Source organism: Flavobacterium bomense (assembly GCF_003970355.1).
Genome location: NZ_RYDJ01000002.1, coordinates 115,392 through 137,452 on the forward strand (window position 1 = coordinate 115,392; position 22,061 = coordinate 137,452).

At 33.0% G+C, this 22,061-nt stretch carries 21 protein-coding genes and 1 pseudogene; 17 read left to right on the forward strand and 5 right to left on the reverse strand.

Going from position 1 to position 22,061, the window contains the following annotated elements:
- Window positions 1-53 precede the first annotated feature (53 nt).
- The 6 genes from lpxA (at window position 54) to EKL98_RS03350 (ending at window position 4,421) form a co-directional block, all read left to right on the forward strand.
- Window positions 54-839, forward strand: a complete 786-nt coding sequence (gene lpxA, locus EKL98_RS03325) for an acyl-ACP--UDP-N-acetylglucosamine O-acyltransferase (protein ID WP_126451549.1) — start codon at window positions 54-56, stop codon at window positions 837-839.
- 30 nt (window positions 840-869) lie between these two features.
- Window positions 870-1,436 (forward strand): elongation factor P, encoded by a 567-nt coding sequence (gene efp / locus EKL98_RS03330; protein ID WP_126459482.1) that lies wholly within the window; start codon window positions 870-872, stop codon window positions 1,434-1,436.
- Window positions 1,437-1,523: 87 nt separating this feature from the next.
- A complete protein-coding gene (locus tag EKL98_RS03335) occupies window positions 1,524-2,453 on the forward strand; it encodes a UDP-3-O-(3-hydroxymyristoyl)glucosamine N-acyltransferase (RefSeq protein WP_126561552.1) in 930 nt (309 codons plus the stop codon).
- Window position 2,454: 1 nt separating this feature from the next.
- Window positions 2,455-2,817: a nuclear transport factor 2 family protein gene (locus EKL98_RS03340; RefSeq protein WP_126451552.1), complete on the forward strand. Its 363-nt coding sequence runs from the start codon at window positions 2,455-2,457 to the stop codon at window positions 2,815-2,817.
- Between the two features lie 94 nt (window positions 2,818-2,911).
- Window positions 2,912-3,784 carry a succinate--CoA ligase subunit alpha gene (sucD, locus tag EKL98_RS03345; RefSeq protein WP_126451553.1) on the forward strand — a complete coding sequence of 291 codons (873 nt, stop codon included), beginning with the start codon at window positions 2,912-2,914 and terminating at the stop codon, window positions 3,782-3,784.
- A 214-nt stretch (window positions 3,785-3,998) separates the two neighbouring features.
- Window positions 3,999-4,421: a hypothetical protein gene (locus EKL98_RS03350; RefSeq protein ID WP_126459488.1), complete on the forward strand. Its 423-nt coding sequence runs from the start codon at window positions 3,999-4,001 to the stop codon at window positions 4,419-4,421.
- A gap of 49 nt (window positions 4,422-4,470) precedes the next feature.
- On the opposite strand, the gene EKL98_RS03355 is transcribed toward EKL98_RS03350, so the two are convergent.
- Window positions 4,471-5,661 (reverse strand): cytochrome-c peroxidase, encoded by a 1,191-nt coding sequence (locus tag EKL98_RS03355; protein ID WP_126561553.1) that lies wholly within the window; start codon window positions 5,659-5,661, stop codon window positions 4,471-4,473.
- Between the two features lie 394 nt (window positions 5,662-6,055).
- Between EKL98_RS03355 and fabG the strand changes: the two genes are divergently transcribed.
- From fabG to EKL98_RS03375, 4 genes are all read left to right on the forward strand, one after another.
- Window positions 6,056-6,802 (forward strand): 3-oxoacyl-[acyl-carrier-protein] reductase, encoded by a 747-nt coding sequence (fabG, locus tag EKL98_RS03360; RefSeq protein WP_126459494.1) that lies wholly within the window; start codon window positions 6,056-6,058, stop codon window positions 6,800-6,802.
- A gap of 100 nt (window positions 6,803-6,902) precedes the next feature.
- Window positions 6,903-8,930, forward strand: coding sequence for a hypothetical protein (locus tag EKL98_RS03365; protein ID WP_126561554.1), 2,028 nt, complete (start codon window positions 6,903-6,905; stop codon window positions 8,928-8,930).
- A gap of 19 nt (window positions 8,931-8,949) precedes the next feature.
- Window positions 8,950-9,846, forward strand: a complete 897-nt coding sequence (locus EKL98_RS03370; protein ID WP_126459503.1) for a LysR family transcriptional regulator — start codon at window positions 8,950-8,952, stop codon at window positions 9,844-9,846.
- 75 nt (window positions 9,847-9,921) lie between these two features.
- Window positions 9,922-10,899, forward strand: coding sequence for a YeiH family protein (locus tag EKL98_RS03375; protein WP_233589348.1), 978 nt, complete (start codon window positions 9,922-9,924; stop codon window positions 10,897-10,899).
- Here the strand turns inward: EKL98_RS03375 and EKL98_RS03380 are convergent.
- Window positions 10,883-11,632, reverse strand: coding sequence for a YoaK family protein (locus EKL98_RS03380; RefSeq protein WP_126553328.1), 750 nt, complete (start codon window positions 11,630-11,632; stop codon window positions 10,883-10,885). The two genes, EKL98_RS03375 and EKL98_RS03380, sit on opposite strands and share 17 nt — an antisense overlap.
- Window positions 11,633-11,730: 98 nt before the next feature.
- Here EKL98_RS03380 and EKL98_RS03385 point away from each other — a divergent pair, with 98 nt between their 5' ends.
- The gene (locus EKL98_RS03385) at window positions 11,731-12,729 is read left to right on the forward strand and encodes a zinc dependent phospholipase C family protein (protein ID WP_126459509.1); all 999 of its coding nucleotides are present in this window, start codon (window positions 11,731-11,733) and stop codon (window positions 12,727-12,729) included.
- A gap of 252 nt (window positions 12,730-12,981) precedes the next feature.
- Here EKL98_RS03385 and EKL98_RS17985 read toward each other — a convergent pair.
- A pseudogene (locus tag EKL98_RS17985) lies at window positions 12,982-13,410 on the reverse strand (LTA synthase family protein); the annotation flags it as partial.
- 796 nt (window positions 13,411-14,206) lie between these two features.
- On the opposite strand from EKL98_RS17985, the gene kdsB reads away from it, so the two are divergent.
- Window positions 14,207-14,944, forward strand: a complete 738-nt coding sequence (gene kdsB / locus EKL98_RS03395; RefSeq protein ID WP_126561556.1) for a 3-deoxy-manno-octulosonate cytidylyltransferase — start codon at window positions 14,207-14,209, stop codon at window positions 14,942-14,944.
- A gap of 13 nt (window positions 14,945-14,957) precedes the next feature.
- Here kdsB and EKL98_RS03400 read toward each other — a convergent pair whose 3' ends face one another.
- Window positions 14,958-15,623 (reverse strand): spermidine synthase, encoded by a 666-nt coding sequence (locus tag EKL98_RS03400; protein ID WP_126553321.1) that lies wholly within the window; start codon window positions 15,621-15,623, stop codon window positions 14,958-14,960.
- A 62-nt stretch (window positions 15,624-15,685) separates the two neighbouring features.
- Here EKL98_RS03400 and EKL98_RS03405 point away from each other — a divergent pair, with 62 nt between their 5' ends.
- Complete coding sequence (locus EKL98_RS03405) at window positions 15,686-16,240, forward strand: 1-acyl-sn-glycerol-3-phosphate acyltransferase (RefSeq protein ID WP_126561557.1); 555 nt, start codon at window positions 15,686-15,688, stop codon at window positions 16,238-16,240.
- Between the two features lie 174 nt (window positions 16,241-16,414).
- On the forward strand, window positions 16,415-16,801 hold the full coding sequence (locus EKL98_RS03410; RefSeq protein ID WP_126459525.1) for a hypothetical protein: 387 nt from the start codon (window positions 16,415-16,417) through the stop codon (window positions 16,799-16,801).
- A gap of 69 nt (window positions 16,802-16,870) precedes the next feature.
- Here EKL98_RS03410 and EKL98_RS03415 read toward each other — a convergent pair whose 3' ends face one another.
- A complete protein-coding gene (locus EKL98_RS03415; protein ID WP_126459528.1) occupies window positions 16,871-17,347 on the reverse strand; it encodes a helix-turn-helix domain-containing protein in 477 nt (158 codons plus the stop codon).
- Between the two features lie 310 nt (window positions 17,348-17,657).
- Between EKL98_RS03415 and EKL98_RS03420 the strand changes: the two genes are divergently transcribed.
- From EKL98_RS03420 to EKL98_RS03430, 3 genes are all read left to right on the forward strand, one after another.
- A complete protein-coding gene (locus EKL98_RS03420; protein WP_126561558.1) occupies window positions 17,658-18,812 on the forward strand; it encodes a M14 family metallopeptidase in 1,155 nt (384 codons plus the stop codon).
- 76 nt (window positions 18,813-18,888) lie between these two features.
- Window positions 18,889-19,368, forward strand: a complete 480-nt coding sequence (locus EKL98_RS03425; protein ID WP_072943262.1) for an Lrp/AsnC family transcriptional regulator — start codon at window positions 18,889-18,891, stop codon at window positions 19,366-19,368.
- Between the two features lie 100 nt (window positions 19,369-19,468).
- On the forward strand, window positions 19,469-22,054 hold the full coding sequence (locus EKL98_RS03430) for a phosphoenolpyruvate carboxylase (RefSeq protein WP_126561559.1): 2,586 nt from the start codon (window positions 19,469-19,471) through the stop codon (window positions 22,052-22,054).
- Window positions 22,055-22,061: the final 7 nt, after the last annotated feature.

The following is a 22,061-nucleotide window of genomic DNA, read 5'->3' on the forward strand; positions in this document are numbered from 1 at the left end:
TTAATCGTGTATTCGGTTAATCGATTAAACAGTTAAACGATTAAACAAAGAATATGAATCAACCACTAGCATATGTTCATCCCGGCGCTAAAATCGCCAAGAATGTTGTCATTGAACCGTTTACAACCATCCATAATAATGTAGTTATTGGGGATGGCACTTGGATAGGATCTAACGTTACCATAATGGAAGGCGCAAGAATAGGAAAAAATTGTAATATATTCCCTGGTGCAGTAATTTCAGCAGTTCCACAGGATTTAAAATTTGGCGGAGAAGATTCTTTAGCAATTATTGGAGATAATTGTACCATAAGAGAATGTGTGACCATCAATAGGGGAACAATAGCCTCCGGACAGACTACCTTAGGTAATAATTGTTTGGTAATGGCAACGGCGCATATTGCCCACGATTGTCACATAGGTGATAATGCTATTATTGTAAACGGAGTCGCTCTGGCTGGTCATGTAACCGTTGGTAAATATGCCGTTATTGGAGGATTGGCTGCCATTCATCAATTTATCCATATTGGAGATCATGCCATGATTTCTGGTGGATCCTTAGTAAGAAAAGATGTTCCCCCGTTTACCAAAGCCGCAAAAGAACCTTTGTCGTATGTAGGTATTAATTCTGTGGGATTAAGAAGACGTGGTTTTACAACAGAAAAAATCAGAGAAATTCAAGATATTTACAGAATTCTGTACCAAAAAAATTATAATACCACGCAAGCTTTGGGTATTATTGAAGCTGAAATGGAGGCCACGCCAGAAAGAGATGAAATCATTGATTTTATTCGAAACTCCTCAAGAGGTGTAATGAAAGGCTATTCAGGAAATTATTAAGAATCAACAAATCAACAAATAAAAATAAAAATGGCATCTACATCAGACATTAAAAACGGATTGTGTATTAAATACAACAACGATATCTACAAAATAATTGAATTTCTTCATGTAAAACCAGGAAAAGGACCAGCTTTCGTTAGAACTAAATTAAGAAGTTTAACAAACGGAAAAGTATTGGATAACACTTTTTCTGCGGGTCATAAAATTGAGGAAGTTCGAGTTGAAAATCATAAATTTCAATATTTGTATCCGGAAGGTGATGAATTCCATTTTATGAATACAGAAACCTTTGAGCAAATTTCCTTGAATAAAAATATTTTGGATTCCCCAGGATTATTAAAAGAAGGCGAAAATGTAATGGTAAGTATCAATACAGAGACTGATTTACCTCTTTCTGTAGATATGCCGGCATCTGTAATTCTTGAAGTGACTTATGCGGAACCAGGTATCAAAGGAAATACTGCTACAAATGCAACAAAATCAGCAACTGTTGAAACAGGAGCCACTGTAAATGTACCTTTGTTTATCAATGAAGGAGATAAAATTAAAATAGATACTGCATCAGGTTCTTATATGGAACGTGTAAAGGAGTAGTTTTTATAGGTTTTCAGTATCAGTAGATAATTCGAGTTGTAAAGAATTAAAACTGGTACTGAAAACTGAGACTAAAGAAATGAAAAAATGAAATTCCAAAAAGTATATACTTTAGAAGAAATTGCAACTATCATCGACTGTGAATATGTTGGTGATGCTAATTTTCCTATTTTGGGAATGAATGAAATTCATGTTGTCGAATCTGGTGATATTGTTTTTGTAGATCATCCTAAGTATTATGATAAAGCGTTAAACTCAGCGGCAACTATAGTTTTAATCAATAAAAATGTAGCTTGTCCTGATGGAAAAGCATTACTTATTTCTAATGATCCGTTTAGGGATTTCAACACATTAACAAAACACTTTAAACCTTTTCAGTATTCAAATGTTTCAATAGCTGCTTCAGCTTCAATAGGTGAAGGAACTGTAATACAGCCCAATACATTTATTGGAAATCATGTTGTCATTGGAGAAAATTGTGTGATACATTCTAATGTTTCTATTTATGATTATACCGTAATTGGTGATAATGTAATCATTCACGCAGGAACAATTTTGGGTGCCGATGCTTTTTATTATAAAAAACGTCCCGAAGGATACGATCAATTACTTTCCGGTGGAAGAGTGGTTATCAAAGACAATGTGGGAATTGGAGCGCTTTGTACAATTGACAAAGGTGTTACTGGCGATACTATTATTGGTGAAGGCACAAAAATTGACAATCAGGTGCATGTAGGTCATGACACCGTGATTGGGAAAAAATGTTTAATTGCTTCACAAACCGGAATTGCCGGATGCGTTATTATAGAAGATGAAGTTACAATATGGGGACAAGTAGGAACTACCAGCGGAATCACAATAGGAGCAAAGGCTGTTATTCTAGGACAAACCGGAGTTACAAAATCAGTAGAAGGAGGTAAATCCTATTTTGGAACGCCAATTGAGGAATCAAGAGAAAAATTGAAGCAACTGGCCAATATTAAAAAGATACCAGAAATTCTTACTAAACTAAAATAATATGTCTGCAAAAGAAATCGTTCAACAATTTTATAAATCAGATGCTTTAATCGACAGCGAAGTCATCAAAGATTATTTGCACCCGGAAGTAATAGTAGAATGGAATAGCAGCAAAGGATTCATTCAGTTGGATTATAATTCTTTATTAAATTTATCTAATGATTTAAGCAAAGCGTATGTTCGTTCTAAAGTTCGAATAAGCCATATTATTGGTGAAAATAATTTAATTTCCGTGCGCTATTCTCATTTTGTCAAAACAATTGAAAATCCTAGAGAAGAGATGTTATTAGCACATTTTATAGCTATTTGGGAAATAAAAGACAATAAATTATACAGAGGGTATCAAATGAGTCAATTATCCTAATTTAGTGTCAAAAAACTGAACACTGAACACTGATTACTGCTTACTATTTTATACTTTTGCATAACAATTTTAAAAACTACATAAAAAATATATCATGAGTGTTTTAGTTAATAAAGATTCCAAAATAATTGTTCAAGGTTTTACAGGAAGTGAAGGAACTTTCCATGCTTCTCAAATGATTGAGTACGGTACTAACGTTGTTGGTGGCGTAACTCCAGGAAAAGGAGGAACAACTCACTTAGACAGACCCGTTTTCAATACTGTAAAAGATGCTGTAGAACAAGCAGGAGCTGATACAACTATCATTTTTGTTCCACCGGCTTTTGCTGCTGATGCAATAATGGAAGCTGCAGATGCAGGTATAAAAGTAATTATTGCAATTACTGAAGGAATACCTGTGGCTGACATGATAAAAGCAAATAGTTACGTAAAAGAAAGAAATGCTCGTCTAATAGGACCTAACTGCCCAGGAATAATTACTCCGGGTGAAGCTAAAGTTGGTATTATGCCAGGTTTCGTTTTCAAAAAAGGAACTGTTGGTATTGTTTCTAAATCGGGAACATTAACCTATGAGGCAGCGGATCAAGTAGTTAAACAAGGATTAGGAATCACTACCGCTATTGGTATTGGTGGAGACCCAATCATTGGAACTACAACAAAAGAAGCTGTTGAATTATTAATGAACGATCCAGAAACAGAATGTATTGTAATGATAGGTGAAATTGGCGGGCAATTAGAAGCGGATGCAGCTCACTGGATCAAAGCTGATGGTAACCGTAAACCAGTTGTAGGATTCATTGCAGGAGTTACCGCTCCAGTAGGACGCACAATGGGACATGCAGGTGCAATCGTAGGTGGATCTGACGATACTGCTGAAGCAAAAAAGCAAATCATGCGAGAATGTGGTATTCACGTAGTAGATTCTCCAGCGGAAATTGGTAAAAAAGTAAAAGAAGTTTTAGGTTAATCTAAACTCTAATTAAATATTTTAAAAGCCTCACATTTTGTGGGGCTTTTTTATTATAAATTCAATTAAAGAAATATCTTTGCACTTTATTAAATAAATCTGTTTTTCAGATGTAATCCTAATAAAAGTAAACATAAACGAATGGTTTCTAATGGACTTCACGATTTTGTGGGGTATTTTTTTGCTAAAGCCAATTCAAATTAAAATAAAAAAAATGTATAAAGAGTTAAAAAAATTCAAAGTTACCAATCAGTTTTCATTCACTACAGAAGATAGTTTAGCCGAAGTTTGTAATGCTTCAGAAGGATCTGGAATATTTTTAGTATATGCCGTAGCAGAAGAGAAAGAGTTGATTATGGTGGGTTCTACCGGAACTGTCCAAAATAACGGAACTTTGAAAATTAAAAACGGTGGTCTAAAAGAAAAAATTGTTGAAGGACACCAATTTGCTAAAACAGGAAGAAAATATTCTTGGCCAGCGCAAATGAAAATTGAAGAGATCAGCACGCTAGAAGTGGTTTGGTATGAGACATTCAACGATAAAACTAAAGTGATTCCAACATTCGTAGAAGGACAAGTTTTACAAAACTTTCTAGACGAAAATGGAAGATTACCAAAATGGAATGTAGCTTTTTAATACAATCCGTTTTTTTAAATAATTTAAAAGCTCCTATTTGGGGCTTTTTTTATTTAAATGGTGTCGACCATTTTGTATCTACATATACATTAGTTCCTGATAATGTTTGAATAAAAGCGACAAGAGCATTAACTTCGGGAGCAGTAAGATTTAATTTTTGCCCAAAACCATTTGGCGCTAATCTTGGATCCAAATTTGTATTTCCGGGAGCTAAATTGATACTTCCATAATGCCCAATAACATTTTGTAGTGTTGTTAAATTTCCCGTATGCATAAATAAACCATTAGAACTTCCGTTTGGTTTTACCAGATCTCTCAATGAAGGTGCTCTTGTGTTTGTGATGTCAATTCCCGTGGCGTTTAAAATACCTATAATACCATTGTTTTTTGTATTGGGATCAATGTCAAATTCAGGTGCGGCATGGCAAACTGCACATCCTACTCCTCCAGAAGTTCTGTTTCCGGTTGCGTCAAAAACCGGAGGCGCCAGGAACAAATTTTTACCTTGATTTTCTTGTGTCGTAAAGTTGGTGAAGGGTTGGCCGTCGTTTGCAACTAATACCCTTCCAGCATCATATTTAGAATCAAAGGATTGGATACTTCTAATAAATTGCGCCAAAGCCAGCTGAATCTTGCTTTCAGTAATGATTTCAGAGCCATACGTATATTTAAACAATTCTTTGTAATACCCAATGTTTTGCAATTTTGAAATTAGTACTGTCAAGTTTGCATCACCTAAGGTTCCGCTAAAACCCATTTCAATGTGATTTTGAATAGGTTGTGTCGTTTGTAACTCTAATGTGGCTGCCCGTTCGTCCCAAAAAAACTTGTTTTCTCTTGAAAATCTAGAATTCACCAATCTCATAGAATGTCTGGTGGTCTTTCCGTTTATTCCGTCGCTGGCAATAGCCACATCTCCAAAAGCATTTGCTTGAATGTGGCAGGAAGAACAGGAAATTGTGTTATTTGAGGATAAGTTTTTATCATAAAATAGAACCCGACCTAATGTAGCTCCTTTGTCAGTTACTGGATTTCCTGCAGTGTTATCTTTAGTTATGTAAGAAGGGATAATTTGGTTAGCATAATTACTCAAATTATTTAAATCAATTTTACCAGGAAAAGTAGCAGTCACATTGGGATAGGAATCGGCAATCACAGTTGTTTCATTGCTTTCATTTTTGCTACAAGCTGTAAAAACGAGTAATCCTACAAAAAATAATAAGGAAGAGATCTTGTTCATATCAATTGGTTAAGTTAAAAAATGAAGTCGTTGATTCTATTTGGGTTTCTTGTATTTTAGATTGTTTTTTTACTTTTTTTTATAATTAGAGTCAATTTCAAATCTAGTAATTTTATTATGATTACATCTAAACATTTTGAAGCTTTAATCATGTCAAACAGTTTTACTTAGTTTTAGGACAATTTTTTTTATAAAAGGTTTAATTGAAGATGTATTTTTTTTTCAACCCACAATTATTGCTATATTTGACAAGTGTAAATTAGCCCTGATAGAAGTGGAAATCCTTTTTCTTGTCAGTTCGATTTCGCTTGAAAAGCGAGGAGGAGAACAAGAGAAAAAGATTGAAACGGATAGCAGGAATAGCTTCAAATAAATATTAAATTAATTTTAGAACATGAAATTACTAGAAGGAAAGGTTGTTATAATTACTGGCGCAAGCCGTGGAATTGGTAAAGGAATTGCAGAAGTTTTTGCTAAAAATGGGGCAAATGTTGCTTTTACGTACAGTTCATCTGTTGAATCAGCTTTGGCTCTTGAAAATGAATTGAACGCTTTAGGGATTAAAGCCAAAGGATATCAATCGAATGCAGCTGATTTTAATGAAGCACAAACTCTTGTAGATGCGGTTTTAGCTGAATTCGGAACAGTCGATATTCTGATAAACAATGCCGGAATTACTAAAGACAACTTATTGATGCGAATGTCTGAAGGCGATTTTGATCAAGTTATTGATGTTAACTTGAAATCGGTTTTTAATATGACTAAAGCCATTCAACGTACTTTCTTGAAACAACGTTCAGGTTCAATTATCAATATGAGTTCAGTAGTAGGAGTGAAAGGAAATGCAGGACAAACGAATTATGCGGCTTCTAAAGCGGGAGTTATTGGTTTTTCTAAATCTGTAGCATTGGAATTAGGATCTCGTAACATTCGTTGTAATGTAATTGCTCCGGGATTTATAGAAACGGAAATGACCGCTAAGTTAAATGAAGATGTTGTAAAAGGATGGAGAGATGGAATTCCTTTGAAACGTGGCGGAACTACTGAAGATGTTGCTAATGCGTGTCTTTTCTTTGCTTCGGATATGAGTGCGTATGTAACGGGACAGGTTATGAATGTTTGCGGAGGAATGCTTACCTAAAATTTAATTAAAAGATTGTAAAATTCAAAGATTTAAAGATTTTTGAACTACGTAATTAATTTTTAATCATTAAATTCTTCAATCTTTTAATAAAGAATAAATGACAACAAACACGCTACTATTATTACTACTTTCGTTACTAATAGCTGGTGGTTTGTCATTTTTTCAATATATTTACAAAGCCAAAAACAAATCGAAAGTCGGTTGGTTTTTGGCTTTTTTGCGTTTTTTATCCATTTTTGGAATTTTAATGTTGTTGATTAATCCAATACTAACCAAAAATACCTTCGAAACGGTAAAAACACCCTTACCGATTGTTGTTGATAATTCCAGTTCTATTTCTTTTTTGAATGCCAATGAAAAAGCATTAGAATTGTATAAAAGAATACAATTAAACTCAGATTTGAAAGATAAATTCGATGTGCAAACGTATCAGTTTTCAGATGATTTTGAACCTACGGAAATTTTTGATTTTAAGGGAACTCAAACCAATATCGATGTTGTTGCCAAAAATCTAAAAAGCATTTATAAAAACACAGTATATCCAACAGTTTTAATCACAGATGGAAACCAAACTTCAGGGAATGATTACGTCTATAGTTTTGACCCCTTAAATAAAGTTTATCCGGTAATATTAGGCGACACAACAAAATTATTTGACTTAAAAATCAATCAACTGAACGTTAATAAATATGCTTTTCATAAGAATAAATTTCCTGTAGAAGTTTTTTTGCAGTATTCAGGAACCAAAAGTGTAACAGCTGATTTTGTTATTTCACAAGGGAATTCGGTATTCAGTACACAATCAATTACCTTATCACCATCCAAGAAGACAGCAACTGTACCCGTACTTTTGCCGGCTGATAAAATAGGATTACAGGTTTTTAAAGTTACGATTTCATCAAAAGAAAAAGAAAAAAACACATATAACAACACCAAGAATTTTGCAGTTGAAGTTATTGATCAAAAAACAAATATTGCCATAATTTCAGCTATAAATCATCCCGATTTAGGGGCTATGAAAAGAGCTATTGAATCGAATGTACAGCGTAAAGTAATAATTGTTAAACCAAATGAAATCAAAACATTACAAGATTATAATGTTTTGATTTTATACCAACCAACGACTGAATTTAAAACTATTTTTGAAAGTAATAAAGTTGCCGGAATTAATACATTTATTATTACTGGAAACAACACCGATTTCAATTTTTTGAATCAGCAACAGGATAATTTGAGCTTTAAAATGAGTGGACAAAAAGAAGAGTATTTGTCGGTTTTTAATAAACAGTTTAATTTGTTTGCTGCGGACAATATTGGGTTTGAAGATTTACCGCCTTTGCAAAACGCTTTTGGAACCGTAACTACAAAAGGAGTTGTGTCAGTTTTGCTTTCATCTAAAATCAGAACAATAGATACGAATGCGCCTTTACTGGTTTTTGCAGAAAATCAAGGCAGGCGAGCCACTTATCTTTTGGGTGAAAATAGTTGGAAATGGCGCTTGCAAACACATGTAAATAATCAATCTTTTGAAAAATATGACGTTTTCATGGATAAGATTATTCAATTTCTGGCTTCTAATAATTCTAAAAAATCATTGGTTGTTGAACATGAAAGTTTTTATAATTCCGGTGAAGCCATTGAAATAACGGCACAGTATTTCAATAAAAATTATGAGTTTGATGAAAAAGCCCGTTTGACTATAACGGTAAAAAATACCGAAACCAAGCAAACGAAAAATTACGATTTATTAAAAGGGAATAATTCCTATAAAGTCAATCTTGACGGATTGAAAGCCGGTTCTCATACTTTTACGGTAAAAGAATTAAATTCTAAAACGACGTATTCCAGTAGTTTTGAAATTCTTGATTTTGATATTGAAAAACAATTTGTTAATCCCGATGTGGAGAAATTGACGCAATTAGCTGGGCAAACACAAGGAAAAGCGTATTTTTCAGATCAAGTAGACGTATTGATTAAAACGCTTTTAGAAAATGAGGAATACAAGACGATACAAAAGAGTAGTGTTACCAAAACTCCTTTGATAAATTGGATGTGGTTATTGGTTTTAATTTCAATTTTACTGACAACCGAATGGTTTGTTCGAAAACACAACGGATTACTTTAATAAAATACAATTAAACAACATGGATTTTAGACTGAAAGTATTTTATACCGTTGCCAATCGTTTGAGTTTTACAAAAGCGGCAACCGAATTGTTTATTACACAACCTGCTATTTCCAAACACATTCAGGAATTAGAAGAGGACTATAAAATCAAACTGTTTGACAGAAATGGTTCTAAAATAGCATTGACAATTGCTGGTGAGGTATTATTGAAACACACCAAAAACATTTTTGAAGTATACCGCGAAATTAATTTTGACATGAGTACACTGATTAATCAACGTTCCGGATTGTTGCAATTAGGAGCCAGTACTACAATTTCTCAGTATATAATTCCGCCCCTTTTAGCTCGTTTCCATCAAAAATTGCAAGATGTAAAAGTAAGTTTACTCAACGGAAACACGGAACAAATAGAAAACGCTTTATTAAGAAAAGAAATTGAAATAGGAATTGTTGAAGGGCAATCCAAAAATAAATCTATTAAATATACCGAGTTTTTGAAAGACGAATTGGTTTTGGTCTGTAAGAGTTCCAATCCGTTAGTAAGTCGTGATGAAGTGACTCAGGATGATCTTAAAAAGATGCGTTTTTTAATGCGAGAACAAGGTTCAGGAACACTTGAAGTTATTGAACATGCGTTGAAACCATTTAAAATTAAAGTATCCGAACTACAAATTGAAATGCAATTGGGAAGTACAGAAAGTATAAAATCCTATTTAATGCACTCGGATTGTGTGGCATTTATATCGATTCATGCCATAAAAAAAGAACTTCAAAACAATGAATTGGCTATATTAGATATTGAAGACCTGATTATAGAACGATACTTTTATATTATTACGCTTCAAGGAAAAACAGATTCATTATCCGATTTGTTTATTCAGAATATTTCCAATCATTATAATTTAAAGTTATAGCAGATTATAATTTGCGATTGGCATAAATAGTTTTATCGTTCCACCTTTGTACTGTACTAATTCAACAACTTTACATTGGAAACGAATCAAAAAGCAATTCAGAAGGAATCTTTTATTTTTTTTAAAGTAAATGCCACATTGCAGCAACTCATTTTCGTTGCATTGCTTTTGTTTTGCACCACAATTTTTATTTCTCCACCAATTGCTTTGGTACTAGGATTGATTGTTGCCAACCTTTTTGGACATCCTTTTTTAGAATTGAATCATAAAGCCACTAATTATCTGTTGCAGTTTTCGGTAGTTGGTTTAGCATTTGGAATGAATGTTCACAGTGCGGTATCTGCAGGAAAAGAGGGTTTTTATTTTACAATTGCTTCTATTGTGAGCACTTTAATTTTAGGAACTTTTTTAGGAAAATGGTTTAAAACGGATACAAAAACATCACATTTAATTTCTTGTGGCACTGCAATTTGCGGAGGAAGTGCAATCGCTGCTATTGCTCCCGTAATCCAATCGAATGAAAAACAAACCTCAGTTGCTTTGGGAGTGATATTTATTCTGAATTCGGTAGCGCTGTTTTTATTTCCTGCAGTAGGTCATTGGCTGGATTTATCGCAAAAAGAGTTTGGATTATGGTGCGCTATTGCTATTCATGATACGAGTTCTGTAGTAGGAGCAGCGAGTAAATTTGGTCCTGAAGCCATGCAAATAGCCACAACAGTAAAATTAGCCCGTGCGTTGTGGATTATTCCTGTAGCATTGATTACCGCATTTATTTTCAAAAATAAATCTGGAAAAATAAAAATTCCTTATTTTATAGGATTGTTTATTTTGGCAATGATTGCCAATACCTATCTGCCAGAAATGAAGAGTGCAGGACCACATTTAGTTTCAGTTGCCAAAATAGGCCTGACGGTAACTTTGTTTTTAATTGGTGCCGGATTAAATAGGAATGTAGTGAAATCAGTGGGATTAAAACCGCTTGTGCAGGGAGTTTTGCTTTGGACATTCATTGCAGTTTCGACTTTAATTTTAATTATTTATTTAAAATAGTTTTATGACGGAAGGTTTTTCGTTTGATCACATGAAATTGTAATCTGATATAATCATACAAAAGCGCAAACAATAAAAAGGTTGCGGCAACAAAAAGTGTTTTCATTTCTAGTAAATTATACAAAAAACCACCTAGAATACAGCCCATGAAAAAGAAGATAATAATCGATAATCGGAGATAAATACTTGTTTTAAGTTTTTTATTTTCTTCGGGTTTTTTATAAAAAAACAATTGTGACAGTTCGATTCCCAAATCAGTAAAAAGCCCCGTTAAATGGGTTGTTCTAACCGTAGACTGAGAGATTTTTGTAACCAAAGAGTTTTGTATTCCCATGGCAAAAAGCATCGAAAAAGCAATCCATTTTCCTTCAATGCTGGATAATTCAGACGCTAGTCCAAAAATACCAATGCCAATCAAAACAATCATTTCCAGTGAAATAGGAATGACATGAGATAAATCAGGATGTTTTTTAGAAATTAATTCTGCTAAAAAATTAGAGGTAAAAGCGCCCAACAAGAAGAAAATAGTAAATACAAAAAAGGTAATAGCAGCTATATAATTCTGTTTCATTATTTCTTCGGCAAAATAGGCAAAATGTCCCGTAACATTTGTGGTCAACGTGTGTACGGATAAAACTCCAGTAACATTTACAATTCCGGCAACAAAAGATAGTAAAGTGGCTAAACGTAGGTTATGAATAAAAGTTCTGTTTTTTCCTTGATGTCGAAACATAGTTGTAGTTTTCTTGTTTTAATTAACAGAATCTTAAACTCAATTTTTTCTAATAACGATTTAAAGAAATACATTTGTACTTCAAAAAAATAAATTTAATGAAAAATTTTAAAATTAGACCTACACTTATCACTTTATCTGCTCTTGGAGTTGCACTTTTTCTTTTGTCGTGGGGCGTTATTGGTCATGAACGAATCAATAGAGCGGCGGTAATGGCACTTCCAAAACCATTGCAGACCTTTTTTTACAATCATATCGATTTCATTACCCAAGAATCTACTGTTCCGGATTTGAGAAGAAATATTTTGAATGATAAAGCAGAGCCGCCCCGTCATTATTTTGACATGGAGAATTTTGGAGCTATGGAAACGTTTCCTAAAACTATGGAAGAAGCGAAGCTGAAATACGATGAGAAATTTTTGACTAAAAACGGAATTTTACCTTGGTATATTCAGGATATGATGGTCAAATTGACTAAAGCGTTCAAGGACAAAAGAAAAAATGAAATTTTATTTATTGCGGGGGATTTAGGCCATTATATTGCCGATGCACACATGCCGTTGCATACATCAGACAATCACGATGGACAAAACACGAATCAAAAAGGAATTCATTCCTTATGGGAAAGCCGTTTGCCGGAATTGTTTGCCAAAGGGTATAAATTAAATGTACCTGAAGGAATATATTTAGACAATGTGGAGAAAGCTACTTGGGATATCGTTTTTGACACGCACAGTTTAGTGGAACCTTTGTTGGCGGCCGATAAAAAATTAAGAACTGCAACTGCTGAAAACAAAATGTACGTAACGGATACCGATGGAAATGTTGTCAAAAACAAGTACGGAGGAATGTTATATTCGGATGAGTATGCTGCTAAATTGCACACGGAGTTGAACGGAATGGTTGAACAACAAATGAAAAAAGCCATTACCGCAACAGCAAGTTTTTGGTACACGGCTTGGGTTAATGCTGGAAAACCAGATTTAAGTACTCTTGATACTGCCGAACTTACAAAGCGCAATAGCAAAACTTTAAAAAAGGATTTGAAAACTTTTGAAAAAGGGACACTTTTTGGTTTAACAAACGAAAAAGAATAACGATATATTTCCAATTAAAAAACGGGTGAAACTTCAATTTTGACCCGTTTTTTTATACTAATAAATTTTTGATATTTCTTTTTCTTTAACATATCTGAGGCTGTTTGATGATACGAAATCATTTCATTTACTAAATCCGTTCTTTCTTTTGTGAGCGGTATTTGATCATAAAATATTTAAAAATCAGTAGCTGCTTTTTGATTGGGTTTTAAAGTCAATTGAAATTGTTTGACGGTTTGTTTGAGAGAAATAATAGTCAATACATTTTACCCCGCCATCAAGAGATTTTGCATCTCCGGGAATATCAATTTTTCCATTTGGATACGTGAATGGTCTGTGATTGCTCACGGTCATAATGTGATTAAAAAACGGCTTATTTGCCGCTGCTTCTTTGTTTATTTCCGTGATTGCTTTGTTGTACATATCTTCATCGCAAACGTCCCAAATATTAGCAAAAGTGATTTCGTTGGGTTCAAATGTTTTTCTGTCTACAATTTCATATCCATTTCCTGAAAAGAAATCGCCCATATTGTCAAAAAAGGAATCGCCGCCATACATGAATTTTACAGTATAGCCTTTTTGTTTAAAGAGCATTCCGGTAGGGAATTTATTTTTATTGTCTTTCCTTTTTATAACACTTTCGCCGGGAGTAGGAAGAAAACATAAAGTAATGGCTTCAAGTTCACTTTTCATAAATACCATATAAAATTTATATAATAGGCTGGTTTTTTAATTAATTGACAAACATATTTTGAGAATTTTATTTAACGGATAAAGCAGGAATTGCCAATAACGATAATGTGAAGAGAAGCAGGTAAATTCCTGGAATTTTGATTTTTTGTACAAAAGCGGGAATGCTTTCAAGATAGTTTTTTGATTTCTTTACTTTTAAAATAAGTGACCAATCCTGTACAAATAAATAGTGCAGAAAATAAGGGAATAACAGGATAGGATTGCATAATATTACCTATCACTTCATTAGTATACACCAGATAATTTACTGCGATAAAATTGTATTTGACCCCAAATTCATTCCGAAAAAGGTATTCACTGATTCTATTTTGTAAAATTAAACCACATATAGAAAGATGACAAAGGAAAATAACCAGAACCTGATTTGTTTCGGTATTTTGTATTGGAGATGAAAATATGATAGAGCCACAAAAAGTCACTGACCAAAACAAAAACAAAAATCAGATAAAAATCCAAATATAAATAAGTGTAGCGTATCAATCCAAGTAAAGGAGGCTTGTGTGATGGGATAAAAAAAAAGAATAACTCTTAAAATAAAACTCATACTAATGTAAAACACTACAATTAAGCACTGAGAATGTAGTGCCGTTTTTCTAATTCATAAAAACAGACTAACTTAGTAGCCTGCTAGCAAGAGTGGATTAGGATAATGAAGTAATTTTATACTTTAAAGAGTCTAGCTGTAACGGCTATAAAACTCTTAAACGCAAATAAAAAAATAAAAATGAAAATAATAGCAGTCATTCCCGCACGATACGCTTCGACACGATTTCCTGCCAAACTAATGCAGGATTTAGGCGGTAAAACGGTAATTTTAAGAACGTATGAAGCAGCTGTAAACACTAAATTATTTGATGCTGTTTTTGTAGTAACTGATTCCGATTTAATTTATGACGAAATACGTACTCACGGAGGAAACGTTATTCGAAGCATCAAAGAACACGAATCCGGAAGTGATCGAATTGCAGAAGCAATAGAAAATCTGGATGTTGATATTGTAGTCAATGTACAAGGAGATGAGCCTTTTATTGATGCGGAACCTTTAGCTAAAGTGATTGAAATTTTTAGAAATGATTTGGATAAAAAAGTAGATTTAGCGTCGTTGATGCGCGAAATCACGAATGAAGCAGAGATTAATAATCCCAATAATGTAAAAGTTGTGGTGGATCAAAACGGATTTGCCTTGTACTTCTCCCGATCGGTTATTCCGTATCCAAGAGCGAAAAATGTAGGCGTACGGTACCTGCAACATATTGGTGTTTATGCGTTTAGAAAACAAGCATTATTGGATTTTTATAGTTTGCCCATGCAATCATTAGAAGCATCTGAAAAACTAGAGCAATTGCGTTATCTTGAATTTGGGAAACGCATTAAAATGATCGAAACTACTCACATTGGTATTGGTATTGATACCCCAGAAGATCTAGAAAAAGCTAGGGAAATGTTAAAAATTCAGAGCTGAAAAACCGTTTTGATTAGGCAATTTTCTCGATGACAATAAGTTCATTATGAACTTCAACTCTTGGAATAGTTCTAATTTTAAATTGATTTTTGTAAAACTCGGTTACATATTTTTTATTTCTTTGATTTTGATTTTCATCTAATAACATCGTATTAAAAAGAATAAAACCATGACTTTTTAAAAGCGAGCAAACCCTATTGGTAAAAAAAGGTTCAAATAAAAAATTAGGCATTGTAGTGTCCTGGAAAATATCAATGATAATCAAATCGTATTTAGTAGGGGTTTTTAACACAAATGCAAAAGCATCCTCAATTACAATTGTAAGATTTTTTGTTTTATCCAAGTCAAAATAGGCATTGGCTATTGTAATTATTTCAGGATCAATTTCAACACCGGTAATTTTTCCTTTGTATTTTATTTCTTCTACCAATGTTTTGATGACACTTCCACCAGCAACACCTAAAACTAAAATATGCTCCATGGGCACAATTTTTTTGTATCCAATGTTTTTTAAGCCTAACCTCAGAATCCGTTGCAAACTGCCATAGGAATAATTTGTGTTTTGAGAATCCATGACCAGTTCCCCATTTGCCCAAGTCACCTCAATCGATTTGCTCAAAGCCGATTTAGTTTGATAAATAGTTAAAGGAATTACGTAGCTGAATATTTTTTTTAGCATTAATGATAGATTTACCCAAAAATAAGATATTAATTATTTATTTTGTACGAAAGAAAGCAAGAATGAAGAAACAATTATACAGATGGATATTTTCCAGACTAATGGGTTGGAAAGTAGTGGGTAGTATTGATCCAAATATCACGAAATGTGTCATGATGATAATGCCACATACCAGCGCTCATGATTTTTATTTAGGGGTTTTTATCCGAGCAATAACCGGTTTACAAATGAATTGGGTAGGCAAACAGGAATTATTCCGTTTTCCTTTGGGATTTTATTTTAGATACATGGGTGGAGAACCGCTTGATAGGACAGGAGGGTTGAATAAAGTGGATTCTATTGCAGCTATTTTTCAAAGAAAAAAGGTTTTTCGTCTGGCAGTAGCACCGGAAGGAACCCGTAAAAAGATTAGCAAACTTAAAACAGGATTTTATTACATTGCTTTAAAAGCAAAGGTTCCTGTAATTCCTATTGCATTTGATTTTGGAAAAAAAGAAATTAATTTAGGAAATCCTATTTTTCCTTCGGGAGATATTGAGGCCGATATAACCGTTTTGAAAAAACATTTTATAGGAGTCAAGGGTAAAATTCCAGAACAGGGATACTCATTTGAATAACTCTTAAAAAAACTTAAAAAATGTTAAAACCATATAATTGATTTCTCATAAGTGTATTAAAACTCTAAAATATACAACATGAAACATTTGGTTATTAGTACCGCATTTTTAGTTTTATTTTTCGCTTGATACAATAATAATGATTCTGATACTAGCCCGGCAGAATTAAATTTGATGACATCCAGTAATACCTCCGGGAAAATTACGCTTACCAATTTATTAACTACAACACCAATAGTCAAATTATTTGCCAGTGCTGCTTCAGCCACTGATGGTGGATTAATTATAATTAAAAATTTCTCAACTGTTTTCGCTTCAACTGCTGCTGCGGGAACAATTGCAGTAACGAATCAAGTACGGATTTATGGTTCTAATTCACTTTTAGGCAATCCTGTGGCTGTGGCTTATGACAGTGTTACAAAAAACATATATGTTGCTGAAAGATTAAATGCAGGAGGACAAGTACTAACGTATAGTTTTCCTGTTGGTTCGGGTGATTTTGCTCCCGTAAATGCGAGAGCGGAAGCGGGTGTAACGTCAATTTTTGTCTTAAGAAAATAGATTTTTGTTTTCAAAAATGCTTTTTTAATCGATAACCCCAATTCTAAAATCAGAATTGGGGTTATTTATTTAATTTGGAACATAACTCTTGAAAGAGCCATTTTTATAAAAGATAACAATGGTGTCAATTTCAGAAGCAACCGCTTCACCAGGACTATTTATTGGATCACTTTTTTTAGTTTCCAATGCAGGAATCAAAACAGTATTTTTTAGTTCAGAAAATAAATTTTCAGAGATTATTTGATCACTGGCCAGAGCAGGGATATTTTGTTCAGAGACCTGATTAATAATTCTTTCTCTAGTGTTAAACTCTTCCGCATTTTTTGGAAAGGTTCCTTTTCCATTCAGAATCCAATACAAATCAACATCAGGAAAAACATCTAAAATTTTAAGTATAAAATCCAAGCTTGGTTTGTTTCTCCCAGAAAGCAGGTGAGACAGGCTGGAGCGTTGCACACCAATTTTATCTGCAAAAGAAGAGGCATTCAAATTGTAGTAGTCCAGTATAATCTCTAATCTTTTTATAAAATCTTCTATGTTTACCATTGTAAATTAATGTAAAAATTAACTAGTTACAAATGTAATCAAAAGAAACTTACGTATCAAAATTAAAGGTATAAATAGTATTTTAAAAGTCTAATAAACTAAAGTTATACTTTTAATAAATACACATAATTAATTGATAAACAAAATTCTAATTATTATAAAATAAATTTATAACAATTGTTAACATTTGCCGGATTTTCTACCTGGTTTAACTGGCGAAAAGTGTTTACAGTATTGAAATATTCTTTGTTTTGAATGTTTACAAATGTAAATGCAAAGATGTTTACTTTTGTAAATCAAATAAAATGGTATGAATTTAGAAGAATTATTCGATCAGTTTAAGGAAGAATCCGTTCGTGGACGGTACGTCACTTTAACATCAATCGAGCCTTTGTTGCAAAAATTAAACACGAACAATCAACTTCAAATTATAGGAAAATCAGTTCTTGGAAAATCTATTTATTCGTATGAAATTGGAAAAGGAAAAACGAGAATTTTTCTGTGGTCCCAAATGCACGGAAATGAAAGTACAACTACAAAAGCGCTATTCGATTTTTTTAATGTACTGCATAGTGGTTCTGCATTAGCACACCAATTATTAGACTTCTTTACTTTTTACACCATTCCGATGTTGAATCCTGACGGTGCAACATTATACACAAGAGAAAACGCCAATAAAGTTGATTTAAATCGCGATTCGCAAGCGCTGACACAACCAGAAAGCAAGCTGTTAAGGGCAGCTTTTGATTCCTTTGAGCCTGATTATTGTTTTAACTTGCATGATCAGCGTACTATTTTTGGTGTAGATGATACCGGGAAACCTGCAACAGTATCTTTTTTAGCACCTTCCTATAATGAAAATCGAGATATAAATGAATCTAGGTTGAAAGCGATCAACTTGATTGCCGGAATAAATGAGGATTTACAGCGTTATCTTCCCAATCAGATTGGGCGTTTTGATGATTCGTTTAATATAAATTGCATTGGAGACACGTTTCAGTTTTTAGGAGTGCCCACTTTATTGTTTGAAGCGGGTCATTTTGAGAATGATTATCAAAGGGAAGAAACACGAAAATACGTTTTTATGAGTTTAATTTCAAGTTTTAGGATACTCTCCGAAAACGTTATAGTTGATAATGGAATTGACAAATATTTGAGTATTTCTCAGAATAAAGTCGTTTTTTATGATTTTATGTATAAAAACATCAAAATAAATTATGATGGTATCGAAATTATCACCAATTTTGCAGCACAATACAAAGAAGAGCTAATTGAAAATCAGGTCTGTTTTAATGCCTATGTTTCACAAATAGGCGATTTGGAGGATTATTTTGGTCATTTCGAATATGATGCTAAAGGAGCTTTATACAAAGATGATCATAACGATATTCCTAAATTGAATCAAAAAGCTGATTTTTATTTAGATAATAACGTGAAATTTGTTAACGGAATGATAAAAATATAATATTTACGTCTTTTTGTTGTTTTTATGTATATTTTTATACTTTGTTATAGTAATTAATAATATTAATTAAAGAATTATGAGTAAGTTTCGTTTAGATGAAGTAGATCACCAGATTTTAGATATGTTGATAGACAACACAAGAGTTCCATTTACGGATATTGCAAAAAAATTATTGATTTCAGCAGGAACTGTGCATGTTAGAGTGAAAAAAATGGAAGATGCCGGTATTATCATGGGATCCTCATTAGTGCTTGATTATGATAAATTAGGCTATTCTTTTATTGCTTATGTTGGTGTTTTTCTAAATAATACGTCTCAAACGAAGTTTGTTTTGGAGCGTATCAACGAAATTCCTTTTGTAACAGTAGCTTCAGTCACCACTGGGAAATTTAATATTTTTTGTAAAATTAGAGCAAAAGATACCAAGCATGCTAAAGATGTGATCTTTATGATTGATGATATTGATGGTGTTTATAGAACCGAAACAATGATTTCCCTTGAGGAAAGTATAAATGATAAGAAGCGTTTGATGCATACTATTTTCAAAAATATGTAATTACTCTTGAATGCACTATATTATAAATATAACCTCAAGTTAGTTCTTGAGGTTTTTTTATGAAAAATTAACTAAACCAACAACCAACTACAACAAAATTATGTACACACTACCCAAACTTGAACGTTTTAATCAAGATGTCCTCTCTAAATATCACATTTATAATAGTGTTTTTATAACATTGCCATTTCACTCCATAGATAATACGGGAGCTTTACTTCCTTTGTTTGCAGATATTTGTGATACAGGATTTAAAAAGCAAGAAACTCCAAAAGAAATTTTTGATTTTTTTGCCAAAAGGTATTTACATGATCCTTCAGAAACAGAAAAAATTGATATTATGTTTCGTTTTATTCAATATATCGAACGCCAAATTGTTTTGTTTGATGCTATTGAAGATGCTGCTTTTCCAGTTGTTAATAATATGGAAGGACGAGGATCTTTAAGAGATATCAAAGAAAAATCAGATGCAAAAGACAAGGAAGAGGAATTGATTGATTTTCTGGAAGATTTCAATGTAAGGACAGTTTTGACGGCGCATCCTACGCAATTTTATCCGGGAGCAGTTCTTGGGATAATTACTGATTTGACCGAAGCGATTCGGAAAAATAACTTGCTTGAAATTAAACAGTTACTGGCTCAATTAGGAAAAACGCCTTTTATTCAAAACGAAAAACCAAATCCTTTTGACGAAGCAGTAAGTTTGATCTGGTATCTTGAAAATGTTTTTTATCAAACTTCAGGCGAGATCGTGCAGTATTTGCAAAAAAACATTTTTAACGGCAACTCCATAAAGAATCCTTTGATTAAACTTGGATTTTGGCCAGGCGGCGACCGTGATGGAAATCCATTTGTGACTACTGAAATAACGCTGAAAGTAGCGGAACGTTTGCGAACTTCTATATTGAAGTGTTATTATATCGAAATTAGAAATTTAAAAAGAAAACTAACCTTCTCTGGTGTAGATACTTTAGTGACTGAATTAGAACAAAAACTTTATAGGTCTGTATTTTATTCTACAGGAGAAATTTTCATTACTTTGGATGAATTCAAATCACAATTAAATAAAATTAAACAAATAATTATCGACCAGCATCAATCGTTATATTTAGATGAATTGGACGCGCTATTAATAAAAGTAAATTTATTTGGATTTCATTTTGCGTCATTAGACATACGTCAGAACAGTAAAATTCATGATGCTGTGTTCAAAGATATAGTGGATTTTTATTTAAAAACAAATCCCTCTGTTTTTCCGAAAAATTATTTTGAATTAACAGAAAAAGAAAAGTTTACGATTTTATCAAATGTAAGTGAGAATCTTGATGCTACTGTGTTTTCAAATGAAATGTCGCGTTTGACAATCGAATCCATTCAAACGATAAAAACAATTCAGGAAAAAAACGGAGAATTTGGCGCTAACCGTTACATTATCAGTAATAATGAAAGTGCACTTAATGTGATGGAGACCTTTGCGTTATTTCGTTTGAGCAATTGGGAAAATCCTCCCGTTGATATTATTCCGCTTTTTGAATCGGTTAATGATTTGCAAAATGCACATGCTATCATGGAAAAATTATATACTAATCCTGGTTATGCAAAACATTTAACGAACAGAGATAATAAGCAAACAATCATGCTTGGTTTTTCTGACGGTACAAAAGACGGAGGATATTTGATGGCGAATTGGAGTATTTACAAGGCCAAAGAAGAACTTACTGCAATTTCCAGAAAATATGGTGTAAAAGTAATTTTCTTTGATGGTCGAGGCGGTCCACCAGCGCGCGGCGGAGGGAAAACACATAAGTTCTATGCTTCATTGGGGCCTAATATTGAAAATAACGAAATTCAGGTTACTGTACAAGGTCAAACGATTAGTTCTAATTTTGGGACTTTGGATTCCTGTCGCTACAATTTAGAAAATTTATTGAGTGCCGGAGTAACCAATCAGGTTTTCAGCAAAGGTCAAAATGAATTGACTTTGGACGAAAAAAACATAATGGATCAATTAGCTGGTTTAGGATATGAGAAATATTTAAGCTTTAAAAATCATCCAAAATTTATTCCTTATTTAGAGCAGATGAGTACGTTGAAGTATTATGCTAAAACAAACATAGGAAGTCGTCCTTCTAAAAGAAGTAAATCAGAACATTTAGATTTTGCTGATTTACGAGCGATTCCTTTTGTAGGTTCTTGGAGCCAATTGAAGCAAAATGTACCCGGGTTTTTTGGTGTAGGTACAGCTTTAAAACATTTTGAAGATACAAATCAGTGGGATAAAGTTCAGGATTTATACGATAATTCGTTGTTTGTCAAAACCTTATTAGAAAACAGTATGATGTCATTGGCCAAATCATTTTTCCCATTGACTGCTTACATGAGAAAAGATCCTGAATTTGGAACATTTTGGCAAATTATTTATGATGAATTTTTAGAAACAAAAAGATTACTTTTGAAAATTGCAGGTCATAAAGAGCTTATGGAAAATTATCCAGATGGTAAAGCATCAATTCAAATAAGAGAACGTATAGTACTGCCACTATTAACAATACAACAATATGCTTTATTGCGTATCAATGAATTAAATAAAGAAAATACCCCTGACGAAGCTTTGATACAAGTATACGAAAAAATTGTAACCCGTTCCCTTTTTGGAAATACTAATGCCAGTAGAAACTCCGCTTAAACGATAA

Bases quoted from the DNA above. Each gene is read 5' to 3' on its own strand.
- lpxA (WP_126451549.1), top strand. From the start codon at position 54: ATGAATCAACCACTAGCATATGTTCATCCCGGCGCTAAAATCGCCAAG.
- efp (WP_126459482.1), top strand. From the start codon at position 870: ATGGCATCTACATCAGACATTAAAAACGGATTGTGTATTAAATACAAC.
- EKL98_RS03335 (WP_126561552.1), top strand. From the start codon at position 1,524: ATGAAATTCCAAAAAGTATATACTTTAGAAGAAATTGCAACTATCATC.
- EKL98_RS03340 (WP_126451552.1), top strand. From the start codon at position 2,455: ATGTCTGCAAAAGAAATCGTTCAACAATTTTATAAATCAGATGCTTTA.
- sucD (WP_126451553.1), top strand. From the start codon at position 2,912: ATGAGTGTTTTAGTTAATAAAGATTCCAAAATAATTGTTCAAGGTTTT.
- EKL98_RS03350 (WP_126459488.1), top strand. From the start codon at position 3,999: ATGTATAAAGAGTTAAAAAAATTCAAAGTTACCAATCAGTTTTCATTC.
- EKL98_RS03355 (WP_126561553.1), bottom strand. From the start codon at position 5,661: ATGAACAAGATCTCTTCCTTATTATTTTTTGTAGGATTACTCGTTTTT.
- fabG (WP_126459494.1), top strand. From the start codon at position 6,056: ATGAAATTACTAGAAGGAAAGGTTGTTATAATTACTGGCGCAAGCCGT.
- EKL98_RS03365 (WP_126561554.1), top strand. From the start codon at position 6,903: ATGACAACAAACACGCTACTATTATTACTACTTTCGTTACTAATAGCT.
- EKL98_RS03370 (WP_126459503.1), top strand. From the start codon at position 8,950: ATGGATTTTAGACTGAAAGTATTTTATACCGTTGCCAATCGTTTGAGT.
- EKL98_RS03380 (WP_126553328.1), bottom strand. From the start codon at position 11,632: ATGTTTCGACATCAAGGAAAAAACAGAACTTTTATTCATAACCTACGT.
- EKL98_RS03385 (WP_126459509.1), top strand. From the start codon at position 11,731: ATGAAAAATTTTAAAATTAGACCTACACTTATCACTTTATCTGCTCTT.
- kdsB (WP_126561556.1), top strand. From the start codon at position 14,207: ATGAAAATAATAGCAGTCATTCCCGCACGATACGCTTCGACACGATTT.
- EKL98_RS03400 (WP_126553321.1), bottom strand. From the start codon at position 15,623: ATGCTAAAAAAAATATTCAGCTACGTAATTCCTTTAACTATTTATCAA.
- EKL98_RS03405 (WP_126561557.1), top strand. From the start codon at position 15,686: ATGAAGAAACAATTATACAGATGGATATTTTCCAGACTAATGGGTTGG.
- EKL98_RS03410 (WP_126459525.1), top strand. From the start codon at position 16,415: ATGACATCCAGTAATACCTCCGGGAAAATTACGCTTACCAATTTATTA.
- EKL98_RS03415 (WP_126459528.1), bottom strand. From the start codon at position 17,347: ATGGTAAACATAGAAGATTTTATAAAAAGATTAGAGATTATACTGGAC.
- EKL98_RS03420 (WP_126561558.1), top strand. From the start codon at position 17,658: ATGAATTTAGAAGAATTATTCGATCAGTTTAAGGAAGAATCCGTTCGT.
- EKL98_RS03425 (WP_072943262.1), top strand. From the start codon at position 18,889: ATGAGTAAGTTTCGTTTAGATGAAGTAGATCACCAGATTTTAGATATG.
- EKL98_RS03430 (WP_126561559.1), top strand. From the start codon at position 19,469: ATGTACACACTACCCAAACTTGAACGTTTTAATCAAGATGTCCTCTCT.